The organism is Pacificibacter sp. (genome assembly GCF_039769035.1).
Taxonomy (GTDB): Bacteria; Pseudomonadota; Alphaproteobacteria; order Rhodobacterales; family Rhodobacteraceae; genus Celeribacter.
This window is the reverse complement of the sequence record NZ_JBDMZG010000157.1, coordinates 1-15,793: the sequence shown is the minus strand read 5'-3', so window position 1 is coordinate 15,793 and position 15,793 is coordinate 1. Positions and strand designations below refer to the sequence as shown.

General features: G+C 53.1%; 15 protein-coding genes. 11 read left to right on the top strand and 4 right to left on the bottom strand.

Annotated features, from left to right (window positions below; genetic code table 11):
• Window positions 1-253 precede the first annotated feature (253 nt).
• The 3 genes from ABF287_RS13660 to ABF287_RS13650 are packed head-to-tail and all read right to left on the bottom strand — an operon-like array spanning window position 254 to window position 2,716.
• Window positions 254-1,063 carry a carbohydrate ABC transporter permease gene (locus ABF287_RS13660; protein ID WP_347185553.1) on the bottom strand — a complete coding sequence of 270 codons (810 nt, stop codon included), beginning with the start codon at window positions 1,061-1,063 and terminating at the stop codon, window positions 254-256.
• Complete coding sequence (locus tag ABF287_RS13655) at window positions 1,060-1,926, bottom strand: sugar ABC transporter permease (protein WP_347185552.1); 867 nt, start codon at window positions 1,924-1,926, stop codon at window positions 1,060-1,062. Before ABF287_RS13655 ends, ABF287_RS13660 begins: the two co-directional genes overlap by 4 nt.
• A 31-nt stretch (window positions 1,927-1,957) precedes the next feature.
• Window positions 1,958-2,716, bottom strand: coding sequence for a DeoR/GlpR family DNA-binding transcription regulator (locus tag ABF287_RS13650; protein ID WP_347185555.1), 759 nt, complete (start codon window positions 2,714-2,716; stop codon window positions 1,958-1,960).
• Window positions 2,717-3,001: 285 nt separating this feature from the next.
• On the opposite strand from ABF287_RS13650, the gene glpD reads away from it, so the two are divergent.
• From glpD to ABF287_RS13595, 11 genes are all read left to right on the top strand, one after another.
• Window positions 3,002-4,600: a glycerol-3-phosphate dehydrogenase gene (gene glpD / locus ABF287_RS13645; RefSeq protein WP_347185551.1), complete on the top strand. Its 1,599-nt coding sequence runs from the start codon at window positions 3,002-3,004 to the stop codon at window positions 4,598-4,600.
• Window positions 4,601-4,622: 22 nt separating this feature from the next.
• On the top strand, window positions 4,623-5,714 hold the full coding sequence (locus tag ABF287_RS13640) for an ABC transporter ATP-binding protein (protein WP_347185550.1): 1,092 nt from the start codon (window positions 4,623-4,625) through the stop codon (window positions 5,712-5,714).
• Window positions 5,715-5,726: 12 nt separating this feature from the next.
• Window positions 5,727-6,806, top strand: a complete 1,080-nt coding sequence (locus tag ABF287_RS13635) for an ABC transporter ATP-binding protein (RefSeq protein ID WP_347185549.1) — start codon at window positions 5,727-5,729, stop codon at window positions 6,804-6,806.
• A gap of 39 nt (window positions 6,807-6,845) precedes the next feature.
• The gene (locus tag ABF287_RS13630; protein WP_347185548.1) at window positions 6,846-7,718 is read left to right on the top strand and encodes a sugar ABC transporter permease; all 873 of its coding nucleotides are present in this window, start codon (window positions 6,846-6,848) and stop codon (window positions 7,716-7,718) included.
• On the top strand, window positions 7,718-8,566 hold the full coding sequence (locus ABF287_RS13625) for a carbohydrate ABC transporter permease (RefSeq protein WP_347185547.1): 849 nt from the start codon (window positions 7,718-7,720) through the stop codon (window positions 8,564-8,566). Before ABF287_RS13630 ends, ABF287_RS13625 begins: the two co-directional genes overlap by 1 nt.
• 22 nt (window positions 8,567-8,588) lie before the next feature.
• Window positions 8,589-8,861 carry a DUF2160 domain-containing protein gene (locus ABF287_RS13620; protein WP_347185546.1) on the top strand — a complete coding sequence of 91 codons (273 nt, stop codon included), beginning with the start codon at window positions 8,589-8,591 and terminating at the stop codon, window positions 8,859-8,861.
• Window positions 8,862-8,936: 75 nt separating this feature from the next.
• Window positions 8,937-10,658, top strand: a complete 1,722-nt coding sequence (locus ABF287_RS13615; RefSeq protein ID WP_347185545.1) for an ABC transporter substrate-binding protein — start codon at window positions 8,937-8,939, stop codon at window positions 10,656-10,658.
• A 122-nt stretch (window positions 10,659-10,780) separates the two neighbouring features.
• Complete coding sequence (gene glpK / locus ABF287_RS13610; protein WP_347185544.1) at window positions 10,781-12,268, top strand: glycerol kinase GlpK; 1,488 nt, start codon at window positions 10,781-10,783, stop codon at window positions 12,266-12,268.
• A 9-nt stretch (window positions 12,269-12,277) separates the two neighbouring features.
• Window positions 12,278-13,267 (top strand): class 1 fructose-bisphosphatase, encoded by a 990-nt coding sequence (locus ABF287_RS13605; protein ID WP_347185543.1) that lies wholly within the window; start codon window positions 12,278-12,280, stop codon window positions 13,265-13,267.
• An 11-nt stretch (window positions 13,268-13,278) separates the two neighbouring features.
• Window positions 13,279-14,340, top strand: a complete 1,062-nt coding sequence (gene fba / locus ABF287_RS13600; RefSeq protein ID WP_347185542.1) for a class II fructose-bisphosphate aldolase — start codon at window positions 13,279-13,281, stop codon at window positions 14,338-14,340.
• A gap of 12 nt (window positions 14,341-14,352) precedes the next feature.
• Window positions 14,353-15,495 (top strand): iron-containing alcohol dehydrogenase, encoded by a 1,143-nt coding sequence (locus tag ABF287_RS13595; RefSeq protein WP_347185541.1) that lies wholly within the window; start codon window positions 14,353-14,355, stop codon window positions 15,493-15,495.
• A 149-nt stretch (window positions 15,496-15,644) separates the two neighbouring features.
• On the opposite strand, the gene ABF287_RS13590 is transcribed toward ABF287_RS13595, so the two are convergent.
• Window positions 15,645-15,793: tyrosine-type recombinase/integrase (locus ABF287_RS13590; RefSeq protein ID WP_347185554.1), on the bottom strand; the 149-nt coding region annotated here is incomplete at its 5' end.

Genomic DNA, 15,793 nt, shown 5'->3' with positions numbered 1-15,793 from the left:
GTTTTGTGCGGACATTGTTGGGAACATAAAGCTTGGAAAATGCTTTTTGTAACCAAGGATTTCACAGCTTCGCCTCTAAGCGGACATTGGTGCATCTAGCGAGTGAGGCTGTCAAACGCTGCATCGGGCCAAGTTTTCATTTGCGGTAAATTCATTCTCCATGACAGCCAAGAGAAATTACACCTTCGATAATGTAAAAATGTGTCCAGAAGGTCAGTGATGTTGTCAACCTGCATGGGATTCCAAGAACACTTCAAACGTGGCCAATCTTAAAGCCTCTAGATAGATGATTGCGCATCGCAAACAGCAATGCAGCGCCAGGTAAAACTGATGCGACAGTTACTGCCATCACCAATCCAATATCGGTCTGAAAACCAAAGAGCGCATTGATTGCCATGCTGATTGGCTTGCCATTGGTGGTTGTCAGGATGCGCGCAAAAACCACCTCAACCCAAGAAAACATGAAGCAAAAGAATGCTGTGACCGCGATGCCTGAGGCGATCTGTGGCATTAGAAATTTCCAAATAAATTGTGGGCGCGAATACCCATCCAGAAATGCGGTTTCATCCATTTCCTTAGGAGTAGCCGAAATAAACCCCTGCAAAATCCAAATCGATATTGGCAGGTTGAACAAGCAATGTGCCAGTCCAATGCCAAAGACTGAATTCACGATGCCGAGGGATGAAAATAACTGAAATATTGGCAAAGTGAGTACGACAGGCGGAGTGATACGAAAGGCGATGAACGCCAGAAAAAGGTGCTTGTCGCCAACGAACGACAGGCGAGAAAACGCATAGGCAGCAGGGATCGCGACGGGGATGGTGATCATGATGTTGATCAGCACATAGGCAATCGAATTGATGAAAGCCGAGCGCAAGTTGGGATCGGTCCAGATGCCTGCGTAGTTTGAAAACGTGAAGGTGCCGACCTCGGTGGCGGGCGTCGGCAATGTCGCCATGAAGCTAATCAAGGTCATTTGGATCAGTGGTAAGCACGCAAAGGCAATGAAGCTGAGTAAGAGCGTTCGTTTCATTACAGACAAATATTTCAGCGGACTCTTCATGCTGCCTCTGCGCGATCAAGCCTGCCTTGGGCTTTGCTAAAGGTCCATGCTACCGTCAAAACTATCAGGAAATAGATCACGGAGCGCGCGGCGGAGGGGCCATAGTTGAAGGCCTTGATCTCTTCGCCAAGATCAACGGCGAGGAACATGGTCGCACCGTTTGGCCCGCCCGCGTTGATCGGAAATGCCTCGGTGTAGATCATGAATGAATCCATGAACCGCAACAGGATTGCCATAAGAAGCACGTTGTAAAGTTTTGGCAGCTGAATGAAGCGGAACACCTGCCAAGGGCCCGCGCTATCGATTGCTGCGGCTTGATAATGGGCGGCGGGAATTGTGGTGAGCGCGCTGTAACACAGGATCACCACAAGACTGGTCCAATGCCAAACATCCATCGCGATGATCACCGCCCAAGTATGCACAACGGATAATTTCCAGTCGGCAGGCCAGCCAAATTGCGGGAACAGCCGTCCCAAAATGCCGGTGTCTGGGTTGAGCAGGCTGAGCCAGAGTGACGGGATCATGTTCCACGGCACAAGGAGCGGCAGGGCTATGAATGCGAGTGTGATGCCAACCCAGAATTTTTCCCGGGGAATGCAAAGAGCAATCGCGATGCCAAGTGGAATTTGGATCGCGAGGATCAGGACCGAGAATAAAGTGCTGCGGCCAAAGCTAGCCCAGAAGCGGCCAGAGCCAATTATTTCTGTATACCAGTCCGTTCCGACCCAGAAACGCGTATCGAGAATGAAGATTTCGAAGAAGGAATAGTTAATCACTGTGATTAGGGGGATCAGCCCGATGAGTCCAAGCACAAGCGTTGCGGGTAAGACGAAAATCCAGCCTGTGTTGTCGCGATTTTTCAAACGAGCGCCTCCAAATGCGATTTCTACCTGATCAGACAATAATCACTTCTGTCCCCCAGTTAGTGCAGTTGGAAATAAGATCCTTGGACAAGCTGCTGTCGGTGAAGAGCATGGTTACATCGCTCAGAGAGCAGATCGTGAGCGGCGCTTTGCGTTCGAATTTAATATGATCCGCGACGACCATGACCTTGCGGGATCTTTTGATAGCGGTGCTGCTGACCATGATTTCTTGGCCATCAAAATCAAGCAGGTCACCATCTGGATCAATTGCAGAGCAGCCAAGGACAGAATAATCAAACTTGAATTGCTTCACCATCTCCACGGTCAACCCGCCGACAATGCCGCCGTCTGCGCGTCGCAGGACGCCGCCAGCCAAGATGATTTCACTGCTGTGATTTGCAGCCAGAATATTTGCGATGTTCAAATTGTTGGTCACGACGAGCAGGTTTTCGTGATCAAGGAGTTCATGCGCTACGGCCTCGGTGGTGGTTCCGATGTTCATAAAGACCGAGGCACCATTGGGAATTTCCTGCGCACATCTGACAGCAATCGCCTTCTTGCCAGCCTCGTTTAACTTGCGGCGTTCTTCATATTGAATATTGATGACGCCCGAAGGGACAACTGCGCCCCCGTGCACGCGTTTAAGTCGTCCACTGTCTGCCAAATCGGACAGATCGCGACGGATGGTTTGGACGGTCACATCATAGAGTTCTGCAAGGCCGTCAACCGTGACTTTTCCGTCTTTACGGGCCAGTTCGAGTATCTCTCGTTGTCTGAAGTTCGAGACCATGGCTTCCTCACTCGCATTACCGCAACGCACGCCAAGGCTGCGGTGTCCGTTTCCCAGTAATAACCAACAGCTTTGGCCAAACGTCAAGAGTTCGATTCGCGTCAACGTGTTTGAAATTGAACAATTAGGGGCGCATCGCAAATAAAAACGCCTCATTTTTCAGCGTGTTAGGAAAAAACGAAAGAAAGCGAGCATTCGCTATTGCGTTAGTTTCTAATTCAGTGTTGATAGACGTTACGTCGCAAGCTGGAGGCTGTGGCGGAATATGAATGCGGGGAGGCTTCAGTGGACCAACGTGAAACTCACGACGTCGTCGACCTTTTTGTTATTGGTGGCGGCATCAATGGATGCGGTATTGCCCGTGACGCGGTCGGTCGCGGGCTCAGCGTTGAGTTGGCTGAAATGAACGATTTGGCCTCGGCCACGTCCTCTGCGTCGACCAAGCTTTTCCACGGCGGACTACGCTATCTGGAGTATTGGGAAGTCCGTCTTGTGCGTGAGGCGTTAATTGAACGCGAGACGCTGTTGCGAGCGATGCCACACATTTCTTGGCCGATGCGGTTCGTGCTGCCCTACCATGAAGACATGCGCTTTGACGGCGACACACCGACGTCGAAGGTTTTGAATATTGTGATGCCGTGGATGAAGGGGCGCAGGCCTGCATGGCTCATTCGTTTTGGGTTGTTCCTTTACGACAATCTTGGTGGACGTAAGATTTTGAAGGGGACAACCTCTTTGAGCCTGAACGGGACACCTGAGGGGTCACCACTTGAGGACCGCTTTCAGAAGGCTTTTGAGTATTCGGATTGCTGGATCGAAGATAGCCGCTTGGTTGCCCTTAATGCTCGCGACGCCCAAGCCCGGGGCGCAAAGATCAATGTCCGCACCAAGGTTGCATCGGCAGAGCAGATTGACGGCATTTGGCATGTGGTCCTAGAACCAAAAGGTTGCACCCCGCGCGTCGTGAAGGCACGTATGTTGGTGAATGCTGGTGGCCCGTGGGTGGAAAATATTATCCGCAACACCGTGCGGATCAATTCCACTGAAGGTGTGCGGCTTGTGCGCGGCAGTCACATCGTGACCCGCAAACTTTATGACCATGACAAATGCTATTTCTTTCAAGGTGAAGATGGGCGGATCATCTTTACGATCCCTTACGAGACCGATTTCACATTGATCGGCACGACCGATGCCGACCATACAGATGTTAATCAAAAGCCAGTTTGCACGCCCGAAGAGCAGGATTATCTTTTGGCGTTCGCGTCCAAATATCTAAAAAATGACGTCACAAAAGATGATGTCGTCTGGACCTACTCCGGCGTGCGACCGCTTTATAATGATGGCGCTAGCTCGGCCACTGCGGCAACCCGCGATTATGTGTTAAAGGTTGATCAGTCGGCCGGCGCGCCAATCCTGAATGTCTTTGGCGGCAAAATCACGACATACCGTAGGCTGGCTGAAACGGCTTTGGAAAAGATCACGCCATTCTTTCCAAAAGCGGGCAAGCCCTGGACCGCAGGCGTGCCATTACCGGGTGGAAATTTTCCGGTGGACGGGGTTGACGCGCTGACACAGCGACTAGCCGCGCGGTATACTTTTCTGAGCCCCACTTGGGTCGCCCGTTTGATCAAAGCTTACGGTCTGGATGCATTCAATGTGCTGGGCGACGCGAAGGTTGAGGCTGATCTTGGTCAAAACTTCGGGGCGAACTTGACTGAGCGGGAAGTGAACTGGCTGGTTGAAAACGAATTTGCGCGAACTGCGGAGGATATCGTTTGGCGTCGCTCAAAACTAGGTCTTCGTCTGACGACACAAGAAATTGACGTGCTTGACGCATCGCTGGCAAAAGCGCCTGCTACGTCGTCACAGCAGCACGCAGTGTAAGCTGCGAAAAGGGGAGAGAGAAATGTCACTTGTTTTAGAGGGCGTGTCGAAGGTCATGAATGGCCAGACACATATTTACCCCACTGATTTGGAGCTGCAGTCGGGCACAATGAACGTGTTGCTTGGGCCAACGTCGTCTGGGAAGACGTCATTGATGCGCCTGATGGCGGGGCTTGATGTGCCTAATGCAGGCAAGGTGATCTGGGGCGGCAAAGACGTCACTGGCATGCGTGTGCAAGATCGCGGTGTCGCGATGGTGTATCAGCAGTTCATCAATTATCCGTCAATGACCGTTTACGAGAATATCGCCAGCCCGATGCGGCTGTTGAAACAATCCGCCGATCAGATTGATGCTGCCGTGAAAAAGGCCGCTGACCTTATGAAGCTCACCCCGTTTCTGGATCGTAAACCGCTCGCTCTTTCTGGTGGTCAGCAACAGCGTTGTGCGCTTGCACGGGCGTTGGTGAAAGATGCGGGCCTTGTGTTGTTAGATGAGCCCTTGGCAAACCTCGACTATAAATTGCGCGAAGAATTGCGCGCAGAGATCCCGAAGATTTTTGAAGAAGCGGGTTCAATCTTTGTTTATGCGACCACGGAGCCTGAAGAGGCGCTGTTGCTAGGCGGGAATACCGCCACGATTTGGGAAGGCCGTATCACGCAATTTGACAAGACCCCGATCGTTTATCGCCAGCCAGTGAATGCGACGACCGCGCGGGTTTTCTCGGATCCACCGATGAACTTTTTGAAGTTTGAAAAGGCTGGCAATCAAATCCGTTTTGCAGATGGGCAGCTGAGCAGTGCCACCTTGGGTGCTTTTGCAGGGCTTGGCGACGGCAGTTATGTCGCGGGCTTTCGTCCAAACCACCTAAAGCTAAACAAAGAAGCGCCCGACGCGCTGGAATTTACGGGCAAGTTGAATGTGACCGAGATCACGGGTTCGGAGACATTTATCCACCTTAAGCATCACAGCGAAAACTGGGTCGGCCTCGTGCACGGCGTTAAGAATTTGAAAATTGGTGCGCCACTGAGCGTCTATCTGGATCAAGCTCACGTTTATATCTTTGCGCAAGACGGCACCTCTGTCGCCCCTGCGTCTTATGCAGCTGCAGTTTGAGGGAACGGAACAATGGCAAAAATTACCCTCGAAAATCTGGCACATTCCTACCTGCCGAACCCAAAGCATGAAGACGACTATGCGCTTAAAGAGTTAAATCACGATTGGGTGGATGGCGAGGCCTATGCCCTGCTTGGGTCGTCTGGGTGCGGGAAATCCACTTTGCTCAATATCATTTCTGGCCTGTTGCACCCCAGTCAAGGGCGCATTCTGTTCAACGATAAGGACGTCACAAACGCGCCCACGACGCAGCGCAATATCGCGCAGGTGTTCCAGTTCCCCGTGGTCTATGACACGATGACCGTGCGCGATAACTTGGCGTTTCCACTGCGAAACCGTGGTGCGGATCCGACCTATATCAAAGACCGCGTGCAGCAGATTGCCGCGATGATCGGGATGGAAGACAGCCTGAACCACAAGGCGCGTGGCTTGACAGCAGATGCCAAGCAAAAGATCTCGCTTGGTCGTGGCATGGTGCGTGAAGACGTGAATGCGTTGTTGTTTGACGAGCCGCTGACGGTGATCGATCCGCATATGAAGTGGGAGTTGCGCACGCAGCTCAAATCACTGCACCACGAGTTTGGCCACACGATGATTTATGTGACCCATGACCAGACCGAGGCGCTGACCTTCGCGGATAAAGTGGTTGTCATGTATGATGGCCGCGTTGTGCAAATGGGCACGCCACAAGAATTGTTCGAGACCCCTGAGCATACGTTTGTTGGTTACTTCATCGGGTCTCCGGGCATGAATGTGCTTGCTGCCGAAGTGCAAGGCGATACCGCTGTCATTGGCGGGACACAAATCGCACTGGGCAAAGGTTTTGGCCGCCCTGCTGGGAACGTTGAACTGGGTGTGCGGCCCGAATTCACCTCGCTGAGTGCGTGTGATGCTGGATTGCCCGTCACAATCAAGCGGGTTGAAGATGTCGGTCGCCACAAGATTGTGCGCGCTGATTTCCAAGGCACGGAGATCAACATTTTGGCGGGAGAGGGCGAAAATATCTCGCCCGATATGAACCGCGTTGTTTTCGATACCGCTGGCATCAACGTCTATTCCAATAGCTGGCGCGTCGCGCCCGAGGTGGCGTGATGACACAGGTATTCTGCTCCCCTTTAAAAGGAACCCGTCATGAATAAGACAGTCAATCAAAAGGCCTGGTTTCTGATTTTACCTGTGCTTCTGCTCGTCGCCTTTTCGGCGGTTATCCCGCTGATGACGGTCGTGAACTATTCGGTCCAAGATACCTTTGGACAAAACAAGTTTTTCTGGGCGGGCCTCGACTGGTTTAAGGAAATGATGGCATCCGAGCGCATGTGGGATGCGCTTGGTCGCCAAATTGCGTTCTCGGCCATCATTTTGGCGATTGAAATTCCCTTGGGCATTTTTGTGGCGCTGAATATGCCCAAAAAAGGATTCTGGGCTTCCACTTGTCTGATCTTGATGTCGCTGCCTTTGCTAATTCCTTGGAATGTGGTCGGCACGATTTGGCAGATTTTCGGGCGCGTTGATATTGGGCTTCTTGGCTATACGCTGGCCGCATTGGGGATCGATTATAACTATACGCAAGACTTCTTTGCGGCATGGGCGACTGTCATCGTGATGGATGTTTGGCACTGGACATCGCTGGTTGCGTTGCTTGCCTATGCGGGTTTGCAGTCTATCCCTGATGCCTACTATCAAGCTGCAAAGATTGACCAAGCCAGCCGTTGGAAAGTATTCCGCTTTATCGAGCTGCCCAAGATCATGGGCGTGCTGATGATCGCGATCCTGCTCCGCTTTATGGATAGTTTCATGATCTACACCGAGCCCTTTGTGGTGACAGGTGGTGGTCCAGGTAACTCGACGACGTTCTTGTCGATTGACTTGGTCAAGATGGCGCTTGGACAATTCGACCTTGGCCCCGCAGCCGCGTTCTCGATTATGTATTACCTCGTGATCCTGCTGATTTCATACGTCTTCTACACTGTGATGACGAACCTCGATAAAAGGGATGGCCACTGATGTCTGACTTTACAAACACAGCAACAAAGCGCGGCTTTGCCCTACCAAAGATCAAGGGCAATGCAATCGTAATGGGCCTATACTTGCTGTTCCTTCTCTTGCCGATCTATTGGCTTTTGAACATGAGCCTGAAGAACAATTCGGAGATTTTGAACAGCTTCACACTTTGGCCGCAAGACTTGACGTTCGACAACTACATCACGATCCTGACGGACCCGTCGTGGTATATGGGATACGTGAACTCGATGATCTATGTCGTCATGAACATGGTTATCTCATTGGTTGTTGCCCTGCCTGCGGCCTATGCCTTTAGCCGCTATTCGTTCATGGGCGACAAGCACTTGTTCTTTTGGTTGCTGACCAACCGGATGGCCCCACCTGCGGTTTTCGCACTGCCATTCTTTCAGCTTTATAGCTCGGTCGGCTTGTTCGACACTCATATCGCTGTGGCCTTGGCGCACGCCTTGTTCAACGTGCCGCTGGCGGTGTGGATCCTGGAAGGGTTCATGCGCGGCGTGCCTAAGGAAATCGACGAGACAGCCTATATCGACGGCTATTCGTTTCCGAGGTTCTTCTTGCGTATTTTTACACCACTCGTGGCATCAGGGATCGGTGTGACGGCGTTCTTCTTGTTCATGTTCTCATGGGTTGAACTACTGCTCAGCCGGACGTTGACATCGGTGAACGCCAAACCAATTGCCGCCACTATGACACGCACAGTCGGTGCTGCGGGGATCGACTGGGGGGTTCTCGCTGCCGCGGGTGTTCTCACCATCATTCCGGGCGCTTTGGTGATCTATTTTGTTCGCAACTACATCGCCAAGGGCTTTGCCCTGGGTCGCGTGTAAGAAAAGAAAGAGGAGAAAAACAATGGACTGGATGGCATGGACTTGGCCGACCGCCGCTTTCTTTGGCGTGATCGCACTGACCTTGATCACCTTTACGATCTTGGCAATCAAATATCCCGAGGTGCCGCGTAACGGTGTCCTTGGGATCGAAACGACGCGCGGTGACAGATTATTCATCACGCTACTGGGCTCGGCCTTTATCAATTTGGCTTGGCTTGGACTACTCAGCGCCCCCCAATGGGGAGCACTGATCGTATGTCTCTTTTACGCCATTGCGGTTTTCCGCTGGGTTTGAGGGACGGCACTATGGGCAATCCAGTTTGCAAGAGTGGGATTGTCTTGAATGTTCTATTTTTAGGGAGGAACAAAAATGAACTTGCGACTTAAAGGAACGACTGCGTTAAGCCTAGCTGCTTGCATGCTTGCCGCACCTGCGTTCGCCGATATGGATGCCGCTAAGGCATTCCTTGATACTGAGATTGGCGATCTTTCGACGCTCTCACGCGCCGACCAAGAAGCTGAACTTCAGTTTTTTGTCGACGCGGCAACACCATATGCTGGTATGTCGATCAACGTAGTTTCCGAGACGATTGGGACTCACACGTATGAGTCCACCGTTCTGGCACCTGCGTTTGAAGCCATCACAGGCATCAAGGTTACGCATGACTTGATCGGTGAAGGCGACGTTGTTGAAAAGCTGCAGACACAAATGCAGTCGGGCGAAAACATCTATGACGCCTATATCAACGACTCTGACCTGATCGGCACGCACTGGCGTTATAAGCAAGCGCGCAACCTGACCGACTGGATGGCAGGCGAAGGCGCTGGCGTCACCAATCCGAACCTTGATCTGGAAGACTTCATCGGTATTGATTTCACAACAGGTCCGGATGGCAAAGTCTATCAGTTGCCAGACCAACAGTTTGCGAACCTCTATTGGTTCCGTGCTGACTGGTTCGACGACGCGCAGAACAAGGCAGACTTCCTTGCGAAGTATGGCTACGAGCTTGGCGTGCCTGTGAACTGGACTGCCTATGAAGACATCGCGGAATTTTTCACTGGTCGTGACTTGTCACGCATGGGTGTTGAAGGCGACGTCTTTGGTAACATGGACTACGGCAAGAAAGACCCGTCTTTGGGTTGGCGCTATACTGACGCGTGGCTTTCCATGGCTGGCGCTGGTGACGTAGGCGAGCCAAACGGCCTGCCAGTTGACGAATGGGGTATCCGCGTCAATGAAAAGTCCCAGCCTGTTGGCTCTTGTGTCGCGCGTGGCGGTGCCACCAACGGCCCGGCAGCCGTCTACGCTGTTACCAAAGCAATCGAATGGTTGGAAAAGTATTCTCCACCCGCCGCTGCTGGTATGACGTTCTCTGAAGCTGGCCCTGTTCCTGCACAAGGCAACGTCGCACAGCAGATGTTCTGGTATACTGCGTTTACAGCAGCGTCGATCGAACCTGATCTGCCTGTAATGAACGAAGATGGCACGCCAAAGTGGCGTATGGCACCTTCGCCACACGGTGCATATTGGACCGAAGGCACCAAGATCGGCTACCAAGACGCCGGCTCATGGACGCTGATGGAATCGACACCTGTTGATCGTGCGCAAGCTGCGTGGCTTTATGCGCAGTTCGTGACATCCAAGACTGTGGACGTGAAGAAAAGCCATGTTGGTCTGACATTCATTCGTGAATCAACGATCCAGCACGAAAGCTTTACCGAGCGTGCGCCGAAATTGGGTGGCTTGATCGAATTCTATCGCTCACCAGCACGGGTTCAGTGGTCGCCAACAGGCACCAACGTTCCTGACTATCCAAAGCTGGCTCAGCTGTGGTGGCAGAACATCGGCGACGCAATGTCCGGTGCAAAGACTCCACAAGAGGCGCTTGACGCACTTTGCGAAGATCAGGAAAAAGTGCTGATCCGTTTGGAGCGGTCTGGCGTTCAGGGTGAACTTGGCCCGGTTATGAACGAAGAAAGCGATCCGTCATTCTGGCTTGACCAGCCTGGTTCGCCAAAGGCACAGCTTGCCGATGAAAATGAAACGCCCGTCACCATCGCGTATGACGAGCTGATCAAATCTTGGCAGTAAGCTAAACATCCGGGGCCACGGTGTTGGCCCCGGATACCTTGCTATCCCGCACAACTTAGTTTTATGCGCCGTCACATCCTTGTGGTTGTCGACTTCTTGCAACCTACACCTAGGGGCCTCACATGACTTATATCCTCGCCATTGATCAGGGCACGACCTCGACCCGTGCAATTGTATTTGATAGTGCGATGTCGGTTGTCGCCAGCAGGCAATGCGAATTCGAACAACATTTTCCACAATCTGGCTGGGTCGAGCACGATCCCTATGATCTGTGGGACACGACAATGGCCACATGCAGTGATGCCATGTCCGGCGCTAATATTTCCACCGCGCAGATTTCCGCCATTGGCATCACCAACCAACGTGAAACCACGATCGTGTGGGACAAGACTACGGGCGTGCCGATTTATAACGCGATCGTTTGGCAAGACAGGCGCACCGCCGATCAGTGCCAGATTTTGCGCGATGCAGGCCATGCCGATATGATTAGCGCCCGCACCGGTCTGCTGGTGGATCCCTATTTCTCCAGCACCAAACTCAAGTGGATTCTGGATCACGTCGACGGGGCACGCGACCGCGCGGCCAAAGGCGAATTGCTGTTTGGCACGGTTGATAGTTTCCTGATTTGGAAGCTGACGGGCGGTGCGGTTCATGCGACAGACGCGACGAATGCCGCGCGCACAATGCTTTACGATATCCGCAAGGGACGCTGGAGCAAGACCATCTGCGATCTGCTTGATATCCCGATGCAGATGCTTCCCGAGGTCAAAGACAGCGCTGCTGATTTCGGCGAGACCAACGCGGCCATCTTTGGTGTGCCAATCCCGATTTGCGGCGTTGCAGGTGATCAGCAAGCGGCTGCGGTGGGACAGGCCTGTTTTGAGCCGGGCATGATGAAATCAACCTATGGCACGGGCTGTTTTGCGCTCTTGAACACAGGCGAGACGCCTGTTGTGTCGAAAAATCGCCTATTGACCACGATTGCCTATCAGTTGGACGGTAAGCCAACTTACGCGCTGGAAGGTTCGATTTTCGTGGCGGGCGCTGTTGTGCAATGGTTGCGTGACGGCCTTCATATCATCAGCGACGCGGCCGAGACACAAGCGCTGGCAGCGCAAGCCGACCCGCATCAGAATGTTGTGATTGTTCCAGCCTTTGTGGGACTGGGCGCACCTTATTGGAATGCCGAATGCCGTGGCGCCGCCTTTGGACTGACACGCGGCACGGGCCCTGCTGAAATGGCTAAGGCCGCGCTGGAGAGTGTGGGGTATCAGACGCGTGATTTGCTAGAAGCTATGTCTGCCGATTGGCAAGCGACGGGCGTGCAACCGACCTTGAGGGTTGATGGCGGCATGTCGGCAAGCGATGGGGCGATGCAATTTCTGTCCGATATTATTGGCGCACCAGTCGATCGCCCCAAAATTCGCGAAACGACTGCCCTTGGTGCCGCTTGGCTCGCGGGCATGCATGTTGGTCTCTATCCTGATCAGGCGACGTTCGCCGCGCGGTGGGCCTGCGAAACCGAATTTACACCGAAAATGGAAGAGGCCACGCGGCAGGACAAATATGCGTCTTGGAAAAAGGCCGTCCATGCCACGATGAGTTTTTGAGGAAGTAATTTGACTGATATGACCCTGCGGCGCTATTTGACGCAAAGCGCATTAGACCCTAACCTGATCTTCCTGCTTGAAGATATCGCGAGTTCATGTCGCGTCATCGCGGACCATGTGCGCAATGGTGCGTTTGAGGGCAACCTTGGCTCTGCCAATGCGACAAACATTCAAGGCGAGACACAAAAGACTCTCGATATTTTGGCGAACGATGAGTTTGAGCGGATTTGTGCAAACAGCCCGCACCTTGCGGCGCTCGTGTCGGAAGAAGTCGAGGAAGTCACGTGGTTGAAGGATCCCGAGGCAGGGGACTATCTGCTGTATTTCGACCCTTTGGATGGCTCGTCGAATTTGGATGTGAATTTGTCCGTTGGCTCCATTTTCGCGGTGATGCAGGTGCAGTCGGACGGGGACCGCAATGTCCTGCACAAAGGGCGTTATCAGGTCTGCGCGGGATACGCGATTTATGGCCCTTCGTTGATGTTTGTTCTTACTGTTGGTGGCAAGGTCGCTGGCTTTACCTGTCAGCATGGCACCGGAGATTTTCGACTAACCCACCCCGATATGAAAGTGCCTGCCGAGACGTCCGAATTCGCGATCAATACCTCGCGCTATCGCTATTGGGACGCGCCTGTGCGTCGCTACGTCGACGAATGTGTCGCAGGCGAAGAGGGTGTGCGGCTTCGGTCGTTCAATATGCGCTGGACTGCATCAATGGTTGCCGAAATCCACCGCATTTTGACGCGTGGCGGCGTCTTTTTGTATCCCGCCGATAGCAATAACCGCAATGCGGGTGGCAAGCTCAGGCTGATGTATGAGGCTAATCCCATGGCCATGATTATTGAACAAGCGGGTGGAGCGGCCTCTACGGGGCATACCCCAATTTTAGATATCGCGCCCACAGGTCCGCACCAGCGGGTCCCCGTCATTCTTGGGTCGCGGTCCGAGGTTGAACGGCTCATCACTTATCACACGACTGAACGCGCGACTGCGCAATAGGAATTTACAGTATGGCCCTCGTTTCACTTCGCCAATTACTCGATCATGCGGCAGAGCACACCTATGCGCTACCTGCATTTAACGTAAACAATATGGAACAGATGTTGGCGATTATGGCTGCGGCTGACGCGACAGATAGTCCGGTGATTATGCAGGCCAGCCGTGGTGCACGTGCTTTTGCCAATGATATCGTGCTGTCGCATTTAATCCGCGCGGCCATCGAACTTTATCCGCATATCCCTGTTTGCATGCACCAAGATCACGGCAATTCGCCTGCCACATGTATGTCCGCGATCACCAATGGGTTTTCGTCGGTGATGATGGACGGATCGTTGCAGGGTGACGGCAAATCACCTGCCGATTTTGCCTATAACGTCGCAGTGACCGCAAAGGTGACCGAGATGGCGCACCTTGTCGGTGTCTCGGTAGAAGGGGAGCTTGGGCATCTAGGCTCGCTTGAGACTGGAAAAGGTGAGGTTGAGGATGGTCACGGATTTGACGGCGTCATGGACCGCGCATCTTTGGTGACGGACCCTGATGAGGCTGCTGAATTCGTGCGCCTGACGCAAGTTGACGCGCTAGCAGTCGCGATTGGCACATCGCATGGGGCCTATAAGTTTTCGCGAAAGCCAGACGGTGACATCTTGGCGATGGATGCGCTTCAGGCGATCCATGCACGTATTCCTGAAACGCATTTGGTAATGCATGGCTCGTCATCGGTCCCACAGGACCTGCAAGATATCATCAACACTTATGGCGGACAAATCGCGCCCACGTGGGGCGTGCCTGTTGAGGAAATTGAGCGCGGCATCAAGCACGGAGTGCGCAAAGTTAATATTGATACTGATCTGCGCATGGCGCTGACGGGGGCCATTCGTAAGGTGTTTGCTGAGACCCCAAGCGAGTTCGACCCGCGCAAATATCTTGCTCCAGGTGTCGACGCGATGACCGCCGTCTGCAAAGATCGGTTCGAGCGATTTGGTGCGGCGGGCATGGCCGGTAAGATTAATCCGGTCCCGCTGTCGCAGATGGCCAATCGCTACGTTTCTGCCAATTTGGCACTCGCTTCATAAGGCAATAGATCGATGTTTTCATTCTCCAGCCCCCAAACCATCCACTTTGGACGCGGTCAAAGCCAGCAAGCGGCGAGCATTGCAATTGGCTTTGGCGAAACCGTTCTTTTAATTCATGGGGCCAATGCCAAGCGGGCCGAATGGCTGGTGACGTCTTGCCGTGACGCGGGACTCACAATAAAAACAATGGCTTGCCAGAATGAACCGTCGTTGCCCGATATCGAACGTGCCTTGGGGGGGCTGCAAGGGTTCCGTCCGGCGGTTGTGATCGGGCTTGGTGGAGGGTCCGTCATTGACTTTGCCAAGGCGCTGGCAGCCCTGATCCCCTGCGCGGGGCCTGCCCTAAGTTATCTTGAAGTCGTAGGAGATGGCCGCCCACTGGACGCCTCGCCAATTCCGATGATTGCAATGCCGACCACAGCAGGCACTGGTGCAGAAGTGACGAAGAACGCCGTGATTTCTGTGCCTGAACGTGGCCTGAAGGTCAGCTTACGCGACCCACGCATGATCCCGCAGATTGCCATTGTTGACGCGGGCCTAATGCAAGGCGCGCCGCAACATGTGACACTTGCCGCAGGGTTGGATGCTGTCACACAGGTGATCGAGCCTTACCTATCGATCAAATCAAACCCGATGACCGACGCGATTTGCAGAGCGGCTATTCCGGTTGGTTTGAGCGTGTTGCGTGACGTTGTCGAAAACGATTCCCCTGACGCATGGGACGCAATGGCTTGGGTCAGTACCTGTGGCGGCTTGGCTTTGGCAAATGCAGGGCTGGGGGCTATTCACGGCTTTGCTGGTGTCATCGGGGGGCAAACCAATGCGCCACATGGCGAAATTTGCGGGACCTTGCTGCCTGCCGTGCTCGAAAGTCATTTGAAAAAAGCAAAAAAAGACACTGACATTCACAAACGGATAAGTTGGGTGCGACGGCAAATTGGCACCCACTTTGCCATGGGTCGTCAAAGTTGCGGGATTGCCGAACTCAGAAAGTGGTCGGCAACGCTGGGCCTGCGCAGCCTTCAGGGTTTGGGGCTTTCTTGCGATGATTATGACGAGGTCGCTAACGCCGCAGCCAAGGCGTCTTCTATGAAAGGAAACCCGTTCCCGCTAACTCACATGGATCTGCTCGAGATCTTGAGAGCCGCAAGTTAAACTAACAAATTGCACAGCAATTATAGTTCCATACGAAGTCTGATAACCGTAACTTACCGTGATATGTGCGGCGATAAAGCAATCGCACCTTGGGCTAAAGCGGATTTTCGTGGCAGATTGATTGAAAGGCAGGTTAGGGTCGAAAGTTTTTAAAGTAACTCAACCGCCTCGCTCAACTGCTCAGAATTGACGTCGATGTATCTCTGAGTGGTGGATATATGGGAATGCCCCGCCAGCTCTGCCAACAACCTTACCCCAACGCCCTTGTTGGCTAGCCGCGTGATGTAAGTGCGTCTTC